The 18,231-nt window shown below is 42.8% G+C and carries 22 protein-coding genes and 1 riboswitch; of the genes, 16 read left to right on the plus strand and 6 right to left on the minus strand.

Annotation, left to right across the window (positions count from 1 at the left end):
- Positions 1 to 24: 24 nt before the first annotated feature.
- The 13 genes from kdgK to H7F27_RS10075 all read left to right on the plus strand — a co-directional run bounded on the left by kdgK (position 25) and on the right by H7F27_RS10075 (position 13,608).
- Positions 25 to 999 carry a 2-dehydro-3-deoxygluconokinase gene (gene kdgK / locus H7F27_RS10015; RefSeq protein ID WP_185848891.1) on the plus strand — a complete coding sequence of 325 codons (975 nt, stop codon included), beginning with the start codon at positions 25 to 27 and terminating at the stop codon, positions 997 to 999.
- A gap of 1 nt (position 1,000) precedes the next feature.
- Positions 1,001 to 1,591, plus strand: coding sequence for a bifunctional 4-hydroxy-2-oxoglutarate aldolase/2-dehydro-3-deoxy-phosphogluconate aldolase (eda, locus tag H7F27_RS10020; protein ID WP_024121815.1), 591 nt, complete (start codon positions 1,001 to 1,003; stop codon positions 1,589 to 1,591).
- Between the two features lie 49 nt (positions 1,592 to 1,640).
- Complete coding sequence (gene kdgT / locus H7F27_RS10025) at positions 1,641 to 2,633, plus strand: 2-keto-3-deoxygluconate transporter (RefSeq protein ID WP_095713147.1); 993 nt, start codon at positions 1,641 to 1,643, stop codon at positions 2,631 to 2,633.
- Positions 2,634 to 2,745: 112 nt separating this feature from the next.
- Positions 2,746 to 4,251: a carboxypeptidase M32 gene (locus tag H7F27_RS10030; protein ID WP_101860390.1), complete on the plus strand. Its 1,506-nt coding sequence runs from the start codon at positions 2,746 to 2,748 to the stop codon at positions 4,249 to 4,251.
- Positions 4,252 to 4,394: 143 nt separating this feature from the next.
- Positions 4,395 to 4,494, plus strand: a riboswitch (purine riboswitch).
- Between the two features lie 91 nt (positions 4,495 to 4,585).
- Positions 4,586 to 5,170, plus strand: coding sequence for a xanthine phosphoribosyltransferase (gene xpt / locus H7F27_RS10035; protein ID WP_095713157.1), 585 nt, complete (start codon positions 4,586 to 4,588; stop codon positions 5,168 to 5,170).
- On the plus strand, positions 5,167 to 6,483 hold the full coding sequence (gene pbuX / locus H7F27_RS10040) for a xanthine permease PbuX (RefSeq protein WP_101860391.1): 1,317 nt from the start codon (positions 5,167 to 5,169) through the stop codon (positions 6,481 to 6,483). Before xpt ends, pbuX begins: the two co-directional genes overlap by 4 nt.
- A 72-nt stretch (positions 6,484 to 6,555) precedes the next feature.
- On the plus strand, positions 6,556 to 7,653 hold the full coding sequence (locus H7F27_RS10045) for a type III polyketide synthase (RefSeq protein ID WP_185848892.1): 1,098 nt from the start codon (positions 6,556 to 6,558) through the stop codon (positions 7,651 to 7,653).
- 3 nt (positions 7,654 to 7,656) lie between these two features.
- Positions 7,657 to 8,163, plus strand: a complete 507-nt coding sequence (locus H7F27_RS10050) for an isoprenylcysteine carboxyl methyltransferase family protein (RefSeq protein ID WP_024121809.1) — start codon at positions 7,657 to 7,659, stop codon at positions 8,161 to 8,163.
- Positions 8,164 to 8,233: 70 nt separating this feature from the next.
- On the plus strand, positions 8,234 to 8,323 hold the full coding sequence (gene fbpC, locus H7F27_RS10055; RefSeq protein ID WP_100069434.1) for a Fur-regulated basic protein FbpC: 90 nt from the start codon (positions 8,234 to 8,236) through the stop codon (positions 8,321 to 8,323).
- Positions 8,324 to 8,501: 178 nt separating this feature from the next.
- Complete coding sequence (locus H7F27_RS10060) at positions 8,502 to 12,080, plus strand: dynamin GTPase (protein ID WP_185848893.1); 3,579 nt, start codon at positions 8,502 to 8,504, stop codon at positions 12,078 to 12,080.
- A gap of 64 nt (positions 12,081 to 12,144) precedes the next feature.
- On the plus strand, positions 12,145 to 12,402 hold the full coding sequence (locus tag H7F27_RS10065) for a YpbS family protein (RefSeq protein WP_044155446.1): 258 nt from the start codon (positions 12,145 to 12,147) through the stop codon (positions 12,400 to 12,402).
- Between the two features lie 74 nt (positions 12,403 to 12,476).
- Positions 12,477 to 12,623: a hypothetical protein gene (locus tag H7F27_RS10070; RefSeq protein WP_003230761.1), complete on the plus strand. Its 147-nt coding sequence runs from the start codon at positions 12,477 to 12,479 to the stop codon at positions 12,621 to 12,623.
- Positions 12,624 to 12,720: 97 nt separating this feature from the next.
- Positions 12,721 to 13,608 (plus strand): 5'-3' exonuclease, encoded by an 888-nt coding sequence (locus tag H7F27_RS10075; RefSeq protein WP_103671787.1) that lies wholly within the window; start codon positions 12,721 to 12,723, stop codon positions 13,606 to 13,608.
- Positions 13,609 to 13,616: 8 nt separating this feature from the next.
- Here H7F27_RS10075 and sspL read toward each other — a convergent pair whose 3' ends face one another.
- From sspL to H7F27_RS10090, 3 genes are read right to left on the minus strand one after another with little or no spacing between them, the layout of a single operon-like run.
- The gene (gene sspL / locus H7F27_RS10080) at positions 13,617 to 13,745 is read right to left on the minus strand and encodes a small, acid-soluble spore protein L (protein WP_010334670.1); all 129 of its coding nucleotides are present in this window, start codon (positions 13,743 to 13,745) and stop codon (positions 13,617 to 13,619) included.
- A gap of 41 nt (positions 13,746 to 13,786) precedes the next feature.
- The gene (locus H7F27_RS10085) at positions 13,787 to 14,185 is read right to left on the minus strand and encodes a reverse transcriptase-like protein (protein ID WP_024121805.1); all 399 of its coding nucleotides are present in this window, start codon (positions 14,183 to 14,185) and stop codon (positions 13,787 to 13,789) included.
- On the minus strand, positions 14,185 to 14,874 hold the full coding sequence (locus tag H7F27_RS10090; RefSeq protein ID WP_024121804.1) for a queuosine precursor transporter: 690 nt from the start codon (positions 14,872 to 14,874) through the stop codon (positions 14,185 to 14,187). Before H7F27_RS10090 ends, H7F27_RS10085 begins: the two co-directional genes overlap by 1 nt.
- Before the next feature lie 82 nt (positions 14,875 to 14,956).
- Between H7F27_RS10090 and H7F27_RS10095 the strand changes: the two genes are divergently transcribed.
- Together H7F27_RS10095 and H7F27_RS10100 are read left to right on the plus strand one after the other, a co-directional pair.
- Positions 14,957 to 15,637 carry a ribonuclease H family protein gene (locus H7F27_RS10095; protein ID WP_024121803.1) on the plus strand — a complete coding sequence of 227 codons (681 nt, stop codon included), beginning with the start codon at positions 14,957 to 14,959 and terminating at the stop codon, positions 15,635 to 15,637.
- The gene (locus H7F27_RS10100) at positions 15,630 to 15,812 is read left to right on the plus strand and encodes a zinc-finger domain-containing protein (protein ID WP_024121802.1); all 183 of its coding nucleotides are present in this window, start codon (positions 15,630 to 15,632) and stop codon (positions 15,810 to 15,812) included. The genes H7F27_RS10095 and H7F27_RS10100 overlap by 8 nt, the downstream gene beginning before the upstream one ends.
- Before the next feature lie 26 nt (positions 15,813 to 15,838).
- On the opposite strand, the gene H7F27_RS10105 is transcribed toward H7F27_RS10100, so the two are convergent.
- Positions 15,839 to 16,108 carry a DUF2564 family protein gene (locus H7F27_RS10105; protein ID WP_185848894.1) on the minus strand — a complete coding sequence of 90 codons (270 nt, stop codon included), beginning with the start codon at positions 16,106 to 16,108 and terminating at the stop codon, positions 15,839 to 15,841.
- Between the two features lie 156 nt (positions 16,109 to 16,264).
- On the opposite strand from H7F27_RS10105, the gene degR reads away from it, so the two are divergent.
- Positions 16,265 to 16,447, plus strand: a complete 183-nt coding sequence (degR, locus tag H7F27_RS10110) for a transcriptional regulator DegR (protein WP_010334663.1) — start codon at positions 16,265 to 16,267, stop codon at positions 16,445 to 16,447.
- Between the two features lie 43 nt (positions 16,448 to 16,490).
- Here degR and cspD read toward each other — a convergent pair whose 3' ends face one another.
- Positions 16,491 to 16,691 carry a cold-shock protein CspD gene (cspD, locus tag H7F27_RS10115; protein WP_003153604.1) on the minus strand — a complete coding sequence of 67 codons (201 nt, stop codon included), beginning with the start codon at positions 16,689 to 16,691 and terminating at the stop codon, positions 16,491 to 16,493.
- A gap of 245 nt (positions 16,692 to 16,936) precedes the next feature.
- Complete coding sequence (locus H7F27_RS10125; protein ID WP_185848895.1) at positions 16,937 to 18,085, minus strand: diglucosyl diacylglycerol synthase; 1,149 nt, start codon at positions 18,083 to 18,085, stop codon at positions 16,937 to 16,939.
- Between the last annotated feature and the right edge of the window lie 146 nt (positions 18,086 to 18,231).

The raw sequence follows: 18,231 nt of genomic DNA on the forward strand, positions 1-18,231 counted from the left end.
CCTCAACTAAGGGGAGGTTGGGAAATGAAGCTTGATGCGATTACTTTCGGCGAATCGATGGCCATGTTTTACGCAAATGAGTACGGAGGCCTTCATGAAGCTTCCACATTCTCAAAAGGACTGGCCGGGGCAGAAAGCAATGTGGCTTGCGGCCTGGCCAGACTTGGCTTTCAAATGGGCTGGATGAGCAAAGTCGGCAATGATCAGCTCGGAACATTTATTCTTCAGGAGCTGAAAAAAGAGGGAGTGGATGTGTCTCGCGTGATTCGGTCTCAGGATGGCAATCCAACCGGGCTGCTGCTAAAGTCCAAAGTGAAAGAAGGCGATCCTGAGGTAACCTATTACAGGAAGAACTCGGCTGCAAGCACTTTAACAGCTGCTGAATACCCAAGAGACTATTTTCAAAGCGCAGACCATCTGCATGTTACCGGTATTCCCCCGGCTTTGTCCGCCGATATGAAAGAATTCGCCTATTATGTGATGAAAGACATGAAACAGGCTGGAAAAACCATCTCATTAGATCCTAACCTAAGACCCGCACTTTGGCCTGATCAAGCTACAATGGCACATACGATTAATGATTTGGCGGGACTTGCGGATTGGTTCTTCCCTGGAATCGCAGAGGGAGAGCTATTGACTGGTAAAAAAACGCCTGAAGGCATTGCAGATTTTTATCTGAAAAAAGGTGTCAGCTTTGTCGCTATTAAACTTGGAAAAGAAGGCGCTTACTTTAAATCAAAGGAAAGTGAAGGATATACAGAAGGCTTCTGGGTTGATCAGGTTGTTGACACAGTCGGCGCCGGAGACGGATTTGCTGTCGGCGTCATCAGCGGAATTCTTGATGGCTTGCCGTACAAGGATGCAGTGCAAAGGGGTAATGCGATCGGCGCATTGCAAGTTCAGGCACCGGGGGACATGGACGGTCTGCCGACAAGGGAAAAATTAGCCGCATTTCTATCTGCTCAAAGAACAGTTCACCACAAGAAAGGGGATTGTTAATATGGAGTCCAATGTAGTAGAAAACCGTCTGAAAGAAGCCAAGCTGATTGCAGTCATTCGTTCAAAGGATAAACAGCAGGCCTGTCAGCAGATTGAGAGTTTGATAGATAAAGGGATTCGGGCAATTGAAGTCACTTATACGACACCTGGAGCTTCTGCTATTATTGAGTCCTACAGAAATCGGGAAGATGTCTTAATCGGAGCGGGCACGGTCATCACTGCGCAGCAGGCGGGAGAAGCTGCGGAAGCAGGAGCACAATTTATTGTCAGTCCGGGTTTTTCAACAGATCTTGCTGAACACCTATCGTTTATGAAGACGCATTATATCCCTGGCGTACTGACACCGAGCGAAATTATGAAAGCGTTGACATGCGGATTTACTACATTAAAGCTGTTTCCAAGCGGTGTATTCGGCATCCCTTTTATGAAAAATTTAGCGGGCCCTTTTCCGCAGGTTACTTTTATACCGACTGGCGGGATCCATCCGTCTGAGGTTCCGGAATGGCTCAAGGCAGGGGCAGGTGCCGTCGGAGTCGGAAGCCAGCTGGAAAGCTGTTCAAAAGAGGATTTACAGGCTGTTTTCCAAGTGTAGCCACATAAGGGGTATTGTTTTTCCATAACCGGAGGATGGGAGAATATATATGAAAATCAAAGCGACAATTGAACGGGTACCTGGCGGAATGATGATTATTCCGCTGTTTCTGGGAGCAGCGCTTAATACGTTTGCGCCTGGAACAGCAGAGTTTTTTGGAGGGTTTACGGGTGCGCTTATTACAGGAACCCTTCCCATACTAGGCGTTTTTATCTTTTGCGTTGGAGCGACGATTGATTTCCGTTCTTCAGGCTATATTGCGAGAAAAGGGATTACCTTATTATTGGGAAAGATCGGGTTTGCGGCACTGCTCGGTGTGATTGCGGCTCAATTTATACCCGATGAAGGCATACAATCCGGATTCTTTGCAGGTCTTTCTGTTCTAGCCATTGTTGCAGTGATGAATGAAACGAACGGCGGCCTCTATTTGGCGCTCATGAATCATATGGGCAGAAAAGAAGATGCCGGCGCATTCGCGTTTATCAGTACAGAATCTGGACCTTTTATGACCATGGTTACATTCGGTGTTACCGGACTGGCTGCTTTTCCGTGGGAAACGCTGGCGGCAACAGTCATCCCGTTTTTGCTCGGCTGCATACTTGGAAATCTTGATCATGATCTGAGAGACTTATTCAGCAAGGTAGTGCCGGCAATCATTCCGTTTTTTGCATTTTCACTTGGGAACACTTTAAATTTTGGAATGCTGATTCAGTCAGGGTTATTAGGCATTTTGGTCGGTGTCTCTGTTGTCATCTTATCCGGCGGTTCCTTGTATTTGCTTGATCGTTTCATTGCCCGGGGAGATGGTGTCGCGGGGGTGGCAGCTTCATCAACAGCGGGAGCGGCCGTCGCCGTGCCATACGCCTTAGCGGAAGCGAATTCTGCGTTTGCACCCGTTGCTGAATCTGCAACTGCAATCATTGCGACAAGCGTTATTGTCACCTCTTTGTTAACACCTCTGGTAACAGTGTGGGCGGATAAAAAAATCAATGCGAAAAAACGAAAAACACCGCCGCCAAACAATCAAATGACGATAAACTGAGTGATGAAGGCTGCCGATAACTAGACCGGCAGCCTTTTATACAAACAATTTGACTTTCAAACACCCTTCCAGTAGCCTGTAATGGAACGGCTAGAATAGGGAGGGAATGGATATGGAGATACATACATACGAAAAGGAATTTTTTGATCTTTTAAAAAGAATCTCACATTATAGTGAAGCGGTTGCACTGATGCATTGGGACTCCAGAACAGGCGCGCCGAAAAACGGCTCAGAGGACCGTGCTGAAAGCATCGGTCAGCTTTCGACAGATATATTCAATATCCAGACATCAGATCGGATGAAGGAGCTTATTGATGCGCTTTATGAACGGTTTGATGATTTGGCTGAAGATACGAAAAAGGCTGTAGAGCTGGCTAAAAAAGAGTATGAAGAAAACAAAAAAATTCCTGAAGCAGAATACAGGGAATATGTTATTCTTTGTTCAAAGGCTGAAACAGCATGGGAGGAAGCGAAAGGCAAATCTGATTTCAGCTTGTTTGCCCCTTATTTGGAGGAGCTGGTCGAATACAATAAACGATTTATTGAATATTGGGGTTATGAAGAGCATCCTTATAATGCATTGCTTGATTTGTTTGAACCAGGTGTGACAGTCAAGGTGCTTGATCAGCTGTTTTCTGAGCTGAAAGAAGCGATCATTCCTCTTATCAAACAAGTGTCAGCCTCAGAGAATAAACCGGATACAAGCTTTATCAGTGAAGTGTTCCCTAAGGAAAAACAAAAAGAACTCAGCCTTTATTTCCTGCAAGAGCTCGGCTACGATTTTGACGGCGGAAGGCTTGATGAAACCGTTCATCCATTTGCGACAACAATGAACCGCGGGGATGTTCGGGTGACGACGAGATATGATGAAAAAGATTTCCGGACAGCTATTTTCGGCACAATTCATGAATGCGGTCACGCGATCTACGAGCAAAATATTGACGAAGCGCTGAGCGGGACGAATTTATCAGACGGTGCTTCAATGGGAATTCATGAATCTCAATCATTATTTTACGAGAATTTTATTGGACGCAACAAGCATTTCTGGACACCATACTATCAGAAAATACAAGAAGCGTCTCCTGAACAGTTCGGCAACATATCGCTTGATGATTTTGTTAGGGCTGTCAACGAATCAAAACCTTCATTAATCAGAGTTGAAGCGGATGAATTGACGTATCCTTTGCATATTATTATTCGTTATGAAATTGAAAAAGCGATTTTCAGCAATGAAGTATCTGTGGAAGAACTGCCTTCACTTTGGAATCAAAAATATCAGGATTATTTAGGTATTACTCCTTCTGAGGATGCAGAGGGAATCCTGCAGGATGTTCACTGGGCGGGTGGAGATTTTGGCTACTTCCCATCGTATGCACTTGGTTATATGTATGCAGCACAGCTGAAGCATAAAATGCTCGATGATCTGCCTGAATTTGATACTCTCTTGGAAAGAGGAGAGTTTCATCCGATTAAACAATGGCTGACGGAAAAAGTGCATATTCACGGAAAACGGAAAAAGCCATTAGACATTATTAAAGAAGCAACAGGTGAAGAACTGAATGTACGCTACCTGATTGATTATTTGCAAAATAAATACTCAAATCTGTATTTATCTTAATAAAAAAGCCTGGCGTTTTAAACGTCAGGCTAACTTATTAACAAAATATTCATAAAAAACGAATGATTTTTTCAAAAAAAGAATTAAAGTTCGGAAATTTTTATTTTTGTCTATGCAAGACCTTAGAATCTTGATATAATTTGTAACAATATGATAGGAACACTCATATAATCGCGTGGATATGGCACGCAAGTTTCTACCGGGCACCGTAAATGTCCGACTATGAGTGAGCAATGAGACCGGACGTGTACGGTTTTTTGTTATTTCAGCATTGCTTGCTCTTTGTTTTGAGCGGGTAATGCTTTTTTTATTATCTAAACGGAGGTATGACAGGATGGAAGCACTGAAACGAAAAATAGAGGAAGAGGGCGTCGTTTTATCAGATCAGGTATTGAAAGTGGATGCTTTTTTAAATCATCAAATTGATCCGCTGCTCATGAAGAAAATCGGTGACGAGTTTGCCGCCAGATTTGAAAAAGACGGAGTAACAAAAATTGTTACAATCGAATCATCCGGAATTGCTCCGGCCGTAATGGCTGGTTTACAAATGGGTGTGCCAGTCGTATTCGCGAGAAAACATAAGTCTTTAACGCTCACTGACAATTTGCTGACATCGTCTGTTTATTCCTTTACGAAGCAAACAGAAAGCCAAATCGCAGTATCAGGAAACCATCTGTCAGATCAGGACCGCGTTTTGATTATTGATGACTTTTTGGCAAATGGACAAGCCGCACTTGGGCTGGTATCGATCGTACAGCAAGCTGGAGCTTCTGTCGCGGGACTTGGCATTGTCATTGAAAAATCGTTTCAGCCGGGAAGAGAAGAACTTGTGAAGCTTGGCTATCGGGTGGAATCTTTGGCAAGAATTGAATCTTTAGAAAAAGGAAAAGTATCCTTTGTACAGGAGGTTCCTTCATGAAAAACGGATTCGGCAAAACGCTGTCACTAGGGATCCAGCATGTACTCGCCATGTACGCCGGCGCCATTGTCGTTCCCCTGATTGTGGGGAAGGCGATGGGGCTGACGGCGGAGCAGCTGACCTACTTGGTGTCGATTGATATTTTTATGTGCGGTGTTGCTACACTTCTCCAAGTTTGGAGCAATCGGTTTTTCGGCATCGGGCTTCCAGTTGTGCTTGGCTGCACATTTACCGCTGTGTCACCAATGATTGCGATAGGCTCCGAATACGGGGTTTCCGCTGTTTATGGAAGTATTATCGCCTCAGGTATTCTTGTGATTCTCATTTCGTTTTTCTTTGGAAAGCTCGTCTCGTTTTTCCCGCCTGTTGTTACAGGTTCTGTCGTTACCATCATTGGCATTACGCTTATGCCGGTGGCCATGAATAATATAGCCGGCGGGGAAGGCAGTCCGGACTTCGGTGATCTTTCTAATCTTGCTCTCGCTTTGATCGTTTTAAGCATCATCGTGCTTCTATACCGCTTTACAACAGGATTTATCAAGTCCATCTCCATTTTGATCGGTATTTTGATCGGGACATTTATTGCGTATTTTATGGGGAAAGTTCAGTTTGATAATGTTTCAGACGCTGCCTTTGTGCAAATGATTCAGCCGTTTTATTTCGGCACACCGTCTTTTCATGCTGCCCCTATCATTACAATGTCCATCGTTGCCATCGTCAGCCTTGTGGAGTCAACGGGCGTTTACTTTGCTTTAGGCGATCTGACCAACCGCCGTCTGTCAGAAAAGGACTTATCCAGAGGATATCGTGCAGAAGGACTTGCTGTTTTGCTGGGCGGTATATTTAACGCATTTCCTTACACTGCATTTTCTCAAAACGTCGGTCTTGTCCAGCTGACAGGAATCAAGAAAAATACAGTGATTGTGGCGACAGGGGTGCTTCTAATGGCTTTTGGCCTGTTTCCCAAAATTGCTGCTTTTACGACAATCATTCCATCTGCCGTGTTAGGCGGAGCGATGGTGGCCATGTTTGGGATGGTCATTGCTTATGGCATCAAAATGCTCAGCCGAATTGATTTTGCAAAGCAGGAAAATCTGCTGATCGTTGCCTGCTCAGTGGGGCTTGGGCTCGGTGTGACAGTTGTGCCGGACATATTTAAACAGCTTCCAAGTGCCTTAACGCTTCTTACAACAAACGGCATTGTTGCCGGCAGCTTTACGGCTGTTGTCTTGAATGTGATATATAATATGTTTTCGAAAACTGAAAAAACAGAACAGAAAGCTGATGTCAATCAGCAAAAAACAGCAGTGTAAACTCCGCTTCGGCGGGGTTTTTTGCATATAAAAAAGAAAGTTGCGGCACAATGTATGCTAAGAGGTGATCAAATGGCGTTTGTTTTGTCGATCGGGACAAGTCTTCCTGAGAATGATGTGAATCAAGAAAAGGCGGCGGAGTTTGCAAGATATATGTTTCAGCAATCCTTTAAAGATATAGAACGGCTGTTAACCTCCTTTAAAAACGGGCAAATTGAATCGAGACAATTTGTGAGACCGATTGAATGGTATAAAGGAGGGCACAGCTTCGAAGAAAAAAATCAAATTTATATAGAGGAAACACTCAGGCATAGCGTCAGTGCTGTTCAAACGTGTCTCGCAAATGCAGCTTATCTTCAAGAACCCATTCCTTATGAAAAAGTGGATGCTGTTTTTTTCGTCTCCAGCACGGGTCTTTCCACACCAAGCATTGAGGCGCGGCTGATGAATGAACTCCCGTTTTCCCCTTATACGAAGCGAATTCCGCTTTGGGGGCTCGGCTGTGCAGGAGGGGCGAGCGGGCTTGCGCGCGCTGCTGAGTACTGTAAAGCGTATCCGGAGGCTTTTGTTCTTGTCATTGCTGCTGAGCTGTGCAGTCTGACATTTCAGCCTGAAGATAAAACGAAAAGCAATTTGATCGGCACATCACTTTTTGGCGACGGCATTGCAGCGGCATTATTATGCGGGGAGAAGGCGGACCGCCGGCTGACAAAGCTGCAGCTTTTGCCGAATATATCGGATTCGCAATCTGTATTGATGAATCAATCTGAAGATGTTATGGGCTGGGACTTTACCGATCGTGGTTTCAAAGTCGTTTTTTCAAGGGATATTCCGACTTTGGTTGAAAAATGGCTGAAGACAAATGTCCAGGCTTTTTTGAATGGACATCAGCTTTCATTCAGCGATATTACGGTCTTTCTGGCTCATCCAGGCGGAAAAAAAGTCATTGATGCATACATTAAATGTCTTGAACTGTCACCTGAGCAGCTTGCGTCTTCGCAAACTATCCTTAAAAAACACGGAAATATGTCATCAGCCACCATTCTGTATGTAATCGACCACCATCTGCAGAACGGAAGCAAAAACGAAGCAGAACGGGGGCTGATCGGTGCATTGGGGCCGGGATTTTCATCAGAATTGCTGCTGTTCAGCTGGGAAAAGGGGGCATAACTCATGTTTTGGATGCTAATCACTGTGCTCACTGCTCAAAGAGCAGCGGAAATGGCTGTGGCGAGACGAAACGAACAAAAGGTGAAAAAACAAGGTGCGATAGAGTTCGGAGAGGGTCATTATCCGTATATCATCACCATGCACATTCTTTTTTTTCTGTCTTTAATTGCCGAAGTACTATTGCTGCACAAACAGCCTTCAAACTGGTGGTCAGGCATAGCAGCGGCTATATTAGCAGTACAGGCGATTCGATATTGGGCGCTTTGTTCCTTGGGGGCATACTGGAATACAAAAATTCTTGTTGTTCCGGGTGTTGAACTTGTCAAAAAAGGGCCATACAAATGGCTGAAGCACCCAAACTATACAGTTGTCGTATTAGAAATCATCCTGATTCCGCTCTTGTATCAAGCGTACTTTACCATGTGTCTGTTTTCACTTTTAAATGCCGTTATGCTGTCTGTCAGAATACGTGCAGAGGAGCAAGCATTACGAGAATATACAGCAAAATAGAGATTGAATATCATTCTCATCCATGTTAGAATGAACTTGAAAAAGATTCTCAATCAGGATGGTGAAGCAAATGACAATGCTGTTTTTGCTTGGGGCAGTTTGTACATATAGTGTATTAATTGGTTTTGTATTGAAAGGAATCTCTAATAAATCTGTTTAAAGAATCTGGAACTTGTAAAAAAGTTGCAGATTTTCTTTTATAGAAGCTGCCGTCTTCGGCAGCTTTTTTCTATTCTCATAAAGAAATTTGGGTCATTCTTGTGTAAAATGGAAGTGGGATTTATTCAGATCTTTCAAAAAAGATTCATAATTGAAACGGCACAAAGGGGTTCAGACTTATGACAGAACGCAGCAGACAAGAACTTTTGTACAAAACTGGGGCACTTTATGAACAATTGATTGAGAACCAGGATGAAAAAAGGGCGGCTAAACTGGCTTCAGTTGTTAAGAAAGCCGCAGATGAAGAAATTTATATCGCGTTTACAGGGCATTATTCAGCGGGGAAATCGTCATTGCTGAACTGCCTGTTAATGGAGAATATTCTGCCGACAAGTCCAATTCCGACCAGCGCTAACCTTGTTGTGATCAGAAACGGAGAAAAGCGTGTTCGTCTTCATACAACAGACGGAGCGTGTGCGGAGCTGGAGGGTGCCTATCATAAAGACAAGGTGCAGCAATATTGCAAGGATGGGGAGCAGATTGAAACCGTAGAAATTTTTGACCGGTATACTGAAATCGAACCAGGAGTTGCGTATATTGATACCCCCGGGATTGACTCAACAGATGAGGCTCATTTTTTATCGGCGGCATCTATTCTTCACCAGGCAGATGCGCTGTTTTACGTCGTACACTATAACCATGTCCACTCTGAGGAAAATGTACTGTTTCTTAGGTCAATCAAAGACAGCATTCCGAATGTCTATTTTATCGTTAATCAAATTGACAGACATGATGAGACTGAGACACGCTTTGAAGATTACAAAGCGCAAGTGGAGGAGATGCTTTGTCAAGAAGGAATTCCGAAGGATGCACTCTTTTTTACGTCGGTGACGGAACCGAATCACCCATTCAATCAAATCGGTATCCTGCGAAAAGAGTTAAAAAGAATTGAACAGCATTCAAAAAGAAATTTGCATTCCATTACTGAACAAAAAGTACAGAATTTACTGAGAGAGCACACAGAGATGCTCATAGAAGATACGGACAGTCCAAGTTCTGGAGAACAGCTTGAAAAGCAAGCTAGGCTGGTGAATTCCCTGCAGCTTCAATCAACCGAAGCAGCAAATAAACCGATTGAGGCAGAAAGCATGATGCAGGAGGAAGTCAATCGAATTTTAAGAAACGCTAATTTGACGCCTTTTGAAATGCGTGAGCTGGCAGCAGCTTACTTAGAATCACGTGAACCCTCTTTTAAGACCGGTTTTTTCTTTTCTAAAGCAAAGACTGCACAGGAAAGAGAAAAAAGGAGAAATGAGTTTTTCTCGGATGTGAAAAAAAGAACGGAAGCTGAAGCGGATTGGCATATCATAGATATTTTGCATAAACACGCCAAGGGATTCGATATTCAATCAGCTGAAAGTGAGAAGCTGATCCAGGCCTATCGCACGCCGCTTCATATTGATATCATTGAACGCGCAGTCAAGCAAGGTGCAGCATTTTCTTCTGAATATGTCTTGCAATATACAAAAGATTTGGCGGAGCTGATCCGTAAAGAGGCGAAAGCTGAAGCGTCAGACATCATCAAAACACTTACCTCCACGGTAAAAGAGAGTACTTCTATAGAACAGGAATCGATCAATGGCCGGCTCGCGCAGGAATCGGAAAAGCTGGCTTATCTTCAAGAACAGGCCAGTCATGAACAATATGCCCGTGAGAAAGCCGACCGGATGTGGGCGATCTGGGAAGAGAAGTCTGCAAGCCCAATAAACATAGATCCGGACTGGTTTAGAACGAAGAAAAAAAAGGTCGAGGCTCCAGAACAGAAACAAAGCCAAGCACAGCATACAAAGCAGCAGACGCTAAAAACAGAAGTGAAAAGCGGGAAAGAGCTGCCGCTTCAAGAGCAGATAAAACGCTTTTACACACTGTCTGATCTATTGGGTGGATATCGTATGCTGTCCAAACAAACCTCAGCTTTTCGTGAAAGGATTAAAAGGCTGGAAGACCGAAAATTTACACTTGCTCTATTTGGCGGATTCAGTTCAGGAAAATCCTCATTTGCCAATGCGCTGGTTGGTGAAAGAGTGCTGCCGTCATCACCGACACCGACAACAGCAACGATTAACAAAATAACGAAACCGGCAAACGGCAAATCTCACAAAACAGCGGATGTCATGTTTAAGACGGAGGGTGACATAACAGCTGAAATCATGCAGCTCACAGGAATGCAAGAGGAACCACAAGGTCGGTCATTTGTGGAAAAATGGAAAAAGGCAATCAAAAAAGAGCGTCTGCAAGAAGAACAAATCAATATGATCAGTCATTTCCTGCTTGCATATGAAAAATATCAGCAATATATTCAGGCCCAAAAGATATTAACGATTCCGCTCTCCGAATTAAAACCGTATGTAGCTGAGGAGACAACGGCTTGTGCTGTAAAGGAAGTGACCGTTTATTATAAAAGCCCGCTGACTGAAAAAGGGATTACGATCGTTGATACACCTGGAGCCAGCAGTCTGAATAAACGGCACACAGAACTTGCGTTTCAATATATCAAGGATGCCGATGCGTTTTTTTACATGACTTATTATCAGCATTCTTTCTCGAAAGGAGACCGCTCATTTTTACGGAAGCTGGGACTCGTGAAAGAATCGCTTAGCATGGATAAAATGTTTTTTGTCATTAATGCCGCTGATCTTGCGAAAGATAAAGCAGAGCTCGAAACGGTCACGGATTATGTCAGATCAGAGCTTTTAAAAGAAGGAATTCATGATCCGCAGCTCTTTTACGTGTCAAGTAAAGAAGAGCTTTTAGGAAAACCGGAAACGTATCATAATCAGTTCTCAAAAGCAAGAGCACATTTAGACCAGTTTATTGAGGTCGATGTAAAGAAAGCGGCTGCGGCCCAGCTTAGCTCAGAAGCAGACAAACTATGTGAGACGGTCTTACAGCTTCATCAATCTCAGCATCAGTCCAAAGAAGAAAAGGAAGCGCAAAAAAAGCGCCTTCTGTTATCGTTTGAGCGGGCAGTTGCTGATATCAAGGAACGCCGCAATTCAGAAACCATTATTGAGAAAGTAAAAAAGGATACAAGGGAGCAGCTTTATCACATTACACAGCGTTTGTCCTTTTTTGCGAATGATTTGTTAAAATCTGCATTTCATCCGGGTCTTCAAAATGGAGATTGGAAAAAGAATATCAGTGCGGCGATGAAAAGCGCATTACATGATTATCAATTTGAATATATTCAGGAGATCAAAACGCTCGACATTCGAATGAGCGGTTTCATCGAACGGCATATCACTGAAGAGTGGCTGGAAAGCTGTCAAAAAACAGTAGAAGAAGACGGATATTTCTCCATTTATGCGGATGATCAGCTTTCTAACAGCATACAGCTGAAAGAAGTTGAACCTGAAATCGATGAACGTGCCTTTGAACAGGAGCAAAAACAAATCAAATCTCCGAAGCAGTTTTTTGAACAGAAAGGAAAAGCAGGCTTCATTGAAGCAGTGCGGACGAAGCTTATGAAAATAACGGAGGCCTGGATTAGAAGTGAAGAAGAAAGCCTTATATCTCATTATGCTGAATATGTCAGACACCAGCAGTATGGAATGGCGGAAAAAGCATTGGCGCAAATAGAGGGCCAAAGAGATACGTATGCAGAAGGATACGCAGAAGGGGAACATGTGAAAGAGATAGAAGATGCATATCAAGCATGTATTTCTTGGCAGAGAACAGGCGATACAATCAAAATGTAAAAATTCAGTTGGCTTGCATTTCAAGTCATGATAGACTAAATAGAAAAAGCGAGATGAACGATTGATGTCAGAGGTACATAAAGCAATTTCTGCACATTCTGCAAAACAGCACGAGCATATTAAAACATTTATGCAGCTTGAACACCTTCGTGAAATGGCGATTGAAGAAGCTGTTGCTAAATGCAAAAACGATGAGCCATTTTCAACAGATGCCATTAATGAAATTACAGAAAAGATGAATCAGCTGGCCAAAAAAGGCATCGTACCGACTAGACGTCTGGTATCAAAAGAAATGGTCAAAGAATACGTCAGCCGCACATAAGCTGGATGATCCTGCCTCGAGTGCAAATCCTCCGTTACGCGCATACTATATGTATAAGACGTAAGGGGGGATTTATGTTGGGCAGAACAAAGCTGGGTAACAGAAATGCACAGGCCAATAACAATGCCAAAAAGAAAAACGGGTTTCAAACCCATTTCGACTCTTACGCAGGACGCGAAGCTGAAAAGCTGATTGCCAGCAATAAAAGACACAACGATTAATTTAACCGCAAACAGTATCTCTATACAGAGATGCTGTTTTTTATTTTCGCGGCACTTATGGTAAAATAGATCGACTGATAGAAAAAGGAGTTATCATATGAAAAATAAATTATTGCTTGTTGACGGCATGGCTCTATTATTCAGGGCATTTTTCGCCACAGCCGTGCATCGCAACTTTATGATAAATGACAGCGGGGTTCCGACAAACGGCGTTAACGGTTTTTTGAAACATTTAATCACAGCCGTGGAAACATTTCAGCCTACACATGTTGTATGCTGCTGGGACATGGGCAGCAAAACGTACCGGAATGATCTGTTTCAGGATTATAAGGCGAACCGAAGCCAGCCGCCGGTTGAGCTGATCCCGCAATTTGATCTGGCAAAGGAAGCGGCCGCTGAACTTGGCATCATGAATATTGGCCTTGCCGGGTACGAAGCGGATGATTGTATTGGAACACTTGCAGCTTTGTTTTCTGAAGAAACGGATATTACGATCGTAACAGGCGACAGGGATTTACTTCAGCTGTTAACGGACGAAGTAAGCGTTGCGCTGCTTCAAAAAGGAATCGGCAATTATAAAATGTATACAAAAGATGTATTTTACGAAGAAACAGGTGTCCTGCCCAAGGCTTTAATTGACATCAAAGCGCTGATGGGCGATTCCAGTGATAATTATCCCGGAGTAAAAGGCATTGGAGAAAAAACCGCGTATAAACTGATTCGTGAATACGAAACAATTGACCGCTTGCTGGAGAATCTGTCTCTTCTTCCAAAGGGACAGCAGGGGAAAATTCAGCAAGGTTTAAGCGACTTGGAAATTTCGAGGAAGCTTGCTGAGATTAACTGCTCTGTGCCGTTAGCCTGTACGCTGACAGAAGCCGTTTTTACATTGAATATGGAGCAGGCGGCTGTCATGCTTCGCCGCCATCAGATCAAAGGAATAGAGCGTATGCTTGAAAAACTGAACGCTAGAGAGATCGTTTAAGATCTTCTCTAGCGTTTTGTATTGCTTTTTTTAGCTCTTTCCTCAAGCTCTGTTTTAGGGTCATTATGTGTATTTCCTTCTAAATCGCCTTGCGGGGAAACACCGCCGGTCAGCCGGCCCTTATCTTTCTTTTTCATGTTTGTTCACCTCATCAATAGGATGAACCATTCAGCTTGATTTAATTCTTATCATTCATCCGAATCGCTTCTTTTGCCAGCTGGTCGGCTTTTTGGTTTTGCTTTCCCGGAATCCATTTGATGAAAAAAAGAGGGAAGGCCATTTTTAATCGGATGATTTCTTCGACAAATGACTGAAACGCTTTATTTTTCACGATTTCAAGATCGGCTGCGCGTTCCACGATATCCGAATCAGTTCGAAAGGAGACCGATTGATACCCGCGCGCTGCACACAGTTTCATGCCTTCAATTAACGCCAGAAATTCCGCTTCCTGGTTGGTATGCATTCCAATTGGAATCGAGAAAGATTCTGCTTTTCCTTCATGTTTGATAAAAATTCCGATGCCGGAAGGCCCTGGATTACCGGCGCTCGCTCCGTCAACATATATTTCTGTAGGCATCATGTACTCCTTTCGTCACTCGGAATCATTTTTTTCGCCGCATAAGCATATGGCAGAGAAATCAGAGATACCGCAAACTTAATCAAATATGTAGAAATAAAAATATGAAGCCAAACATCCGCCGGATATGTGCCGAAAAAAGCGACTCCGGTAAAAATGAATGTATCAAACAGCTGGCTGACTGCTGTACTGCCGCCGTTTCTCAGCCATAGAAGCCGATCGGAAGGAAATATCCTTCTAATTGCCGAATATACATAAACATCCAGTGTTTGGCTGAAGATAAAGGCAAGCAGACTTCCCAAAGCAACTCTCGGGAGAAAACCGAAAATCGTTTCTAGCGCTGTTTGTGAAATATCGCTCGAAGCGGGTTCGAAAAGCAGAACGCCCTGCATAACAAAAGTCAGTGTCAGGAGAGTCGAAAACCCGAGCCATACAGCTTTTCTCGCTTCAGCTGGCCCATATTTTTCATTCAGCACATCTGTAGCAAAAAAGATTGTGCCGTACATCACATTCCCGAGCGTTGCTGTTAAGCCAAACAGTTCAACCGTTTTGACGACTTGAAGGTTGGCACAGACTGTTGCAAAGCCGATCCACACAAATAAACCCATTTTGCCAAATCCTTTATAAAATAAAAGAACAATGATAAAATGAATGATCGCAAAAAAGATCCAAAAAGAGTTATTAAACAAAATGAAGAAGCTTCCTTTCCGGGTTAAGAATGGTTTGATTATAGCACAAGCCCGGCAACTAATGAATGGTAAGGTGATTATATTGAATCTCAGACCGCACATGAAAATAGAAGCAAAAGGGACAGGGCCTGTCTCGTTTTTGGGCGAAAACTGGCTGACTGTTCAGGAAGCACGTATGCTCGCGAGGGAACTCGGCCGTTTTCCTTATATGAAGGAACTTGAATTCGAAGATGAGAAGGGCGGCGTCTGGACGCTGAAGGAATTAGAAAAGCTGACTGAGGAGCTTGCGCATGAACCTGATGATATTACCGTTTATTTTGACGGCAGTTTCGATAAGGAAAGCCAGCTGGCCGGGCTCGGAATCGTCATTTATTATTCATTGGGAGGGGCGCGCCACCGCTTAAGAAAAAATAAAAGCTTCCGTCTGAAAACCAATAACGAAGCTGAATATGCCGCTCTTTATGAAGCGATAAGAGAAGTAAGAGAGCTCGGAGCTAGCAGAAATTCAATCACGATCAGAGGGGACTCTCTTGTTGTGCTGAACCAGCTTGACGGCAGCTGGCCTTGCTATGATCCCTCCCATAATGAATGGCTGGATAAAATAGAAGCGCTTCTTGAGTCACTAAAGCTGAGTCCGACATTCGAAACGATACAGCGAAAAGAAAATCAGGAAGCTGATGGCCTCGCAAAAAAAATCCTATCTCATCAATTCGTAGAAAGCCACATGAAATTAGACTGTAACGGAGATGACAATATTGGATAAGAAAGCTATATATAAGGAACTGACAGAACTGCAAGATGAATATTGCAAAGACTGTTTTATTAAGAAGCAGTTTCGCAAGGAATTTGGCAAAACATACGCACATTCATTTTGTATCAATAAATGTACCGTGGGGGAAAAGCTTAAATCATATGGAGATGTCTTAACCAAGCACTAAAAAATAAAACCGCAGCTTCTGCGGTTTTATTTTTTAAATTCATCCAGCTGATGCTGGCAGGCATCTAACAGCTGCTGTTGCTGCTGTACAAATTCAGGATCATCAAGAGCTGCCAGTTCTTGAGACATTGAAAGCTCCCTGGCGTCCTCGATGGCTTGGTATGCGGAATTGAGTAATGTTGAGCTTCGGCCTCTTGTGGCGGCGCCGGTCGTTTTCTGCGCTGTTTCCACCGCTAGCTCCAGCTGCCGTTTATCGGTAAATCCAGTCTGATCCTCTTCATGAAATTCTGAGTTCACAAAAAAACACCTCCGCAACTATTTTGCAGAGTTTTTTAAAATTTATGTGCCAAAATAGAAAATAAAATAAAAAATAAGCCGATATAACTATTGAACCTGAATGAGTAGGTCTGTTTTACTATTTGAGGTATCTTGGTAGAGAAGGGGAGCACAGCTATGGATGATAAAGACTTAAAATCGATCCTTCACAAAACATTTATAGAAATATACAATGATTTAGAAGAACTTGCGGATATTGCGAAAAAAGGAAAGCCGTCAATGGAAAAGCATATTGAAGAGATTGAGCAGAGGTGCAAACAAAACATTTTAGCGATCGAAATTCAGATGAAAATCAAATAGGAGAGGCATTTGCCTCTCCTCTATTTGTCAACTTATATTGAGTTTAGAGTTTTACAACATTAGAAGCTTGAGGTCCACGATTACCTTCGACAATTTCAAAAGAAACTTCTTGTCCTTCTTCTAATGATTTGTATCCTTCTCCTTCGATAGCTGTGAAGTGAACAAATACATCGTCTCCGCCTTCAACTTCAATGAAGCCGAATCCTTTTTCGTTGTTGAACCATTTTACTTTACCGTTTTGCATATTGCTTAATTCCTCCTAGTACTGTAGCACCTATGTGCTAAAAAAAATTTTGTACCATTTAACTTCGTTTCGTTGTTAAATGATGGTTCAACTATACACCATCTGGCAGCACGCGTCAAGTTGCGAAACTGCTTATTTTTCAAAAAAAGGGCAAGTTTCTCAAAAAAATGTAACCGCTTTTACGAAAAGATGAATGCGAATAAAAAGAGCACACGATTTTTCGTGTGCTCCTGCAAGAACATCAGTTAAGAAAGCGCCTTGGCTTTTTGTTTGGTCGTCATCATTTCTGATTCCTTCAAAATATCCTCCAAAATCACTTCAGAGGAGTGTGCCAAATGAAGACTCTTAATGTTTTTCTTCATTCGCTGTAAGGTATCTTCATCTGAAAGAAGGGAGGTGACAGACTCGAGAATCTCTTCATGCCGGTTCACGACAATGGCAGCTCCGTGGTCCTCAAAGAAATTTGCATTTTCTTTTTCTTGTCCGGGCACTGGTTTGTACAGAATGACAGGCACGCCGATAGCCGTGGCTTCTGTCAACGTAATGCCGCCTGGTTTTGTAATCATGCAATCTGTGACCCGGAAGAGCTCGTCAATTCGCTCTACATAGCCGAGAACCTTTAAGTTATCGCTGTTTTCTGCTTCAAGTATGCTCAAGGATTCTTTTAAAGCCGTATTTTTTCCGCATACGACCACCACTTGCACCTGATCATCCATAACAAGGTTTTCGCACAGCTCTTTTACGTTCTTTAATACACCGTGTGCGCCAGCCATGATGAGCAGCACTTTTTTATCAGGCGAAAGATCGTACTTTTTATAAATCGGCTCAACCGGCAGCGATTCTTCAAATTGAGGCCTGATCGGAATTCCCGTAATTTTTACGTTGCTGGGATGGGTCCCGATCTCAATCAGTTTTTCCTTCACATAATCTGTCGCCACATAATATTTATCCACATTTTCGTGAACCCAAATTTTATGAAGACAAAAATCAGTCATGACGTTGAAGGTAGGAATAACTCTTCCTGTTCTCCGTCTGTATTCGGGTACGACGATCATCGGAAATGTATTAATAATGATGTCGGGCTGATGTTCATCGACAAGTTCGCCCAATCGTTTATTTCCCATTTTAAAGTAAATATTAAATTTACGTTTATTATAGATTTTGTCAACTCCGTAATAAAACAAACGATAAAACTGTTTTCCGATTGAGAAGCTTTTTAAATAAAGGTACTGAGTTACCTCTGAAACAATCGGATTTGACTCTTGATACAAATTAGAAACTGTTACATGCTGAAAGCCGAGACGTACACATTGTTCATAAAGCGTTTTGGCTACCTGTACATGTCCATTTCCGTAATTTGCAGTCAAAATTAATACTCTTTTATTGGTATTCAAGTAAATTCACCTCAATGTAATCAACAACAAGCAAGCTTCATGCATCGTAAGGAGTTATTGTCTATACATAAACATAACACAAATACATAATCGAATTATTAATGCAGTGAAAAAATTAAACTAATTTTAAAAGATTCGGATTCCAG

The organism is Bacillus sp. PAMC26543 (genome assembly GCF_014250375.1).
Taxonomy (GTDB): Bacteria; Bacillota; Bacilli; order Bacillales; family Bacillaceae; genus Bacillus; species Bacillus halotolerans.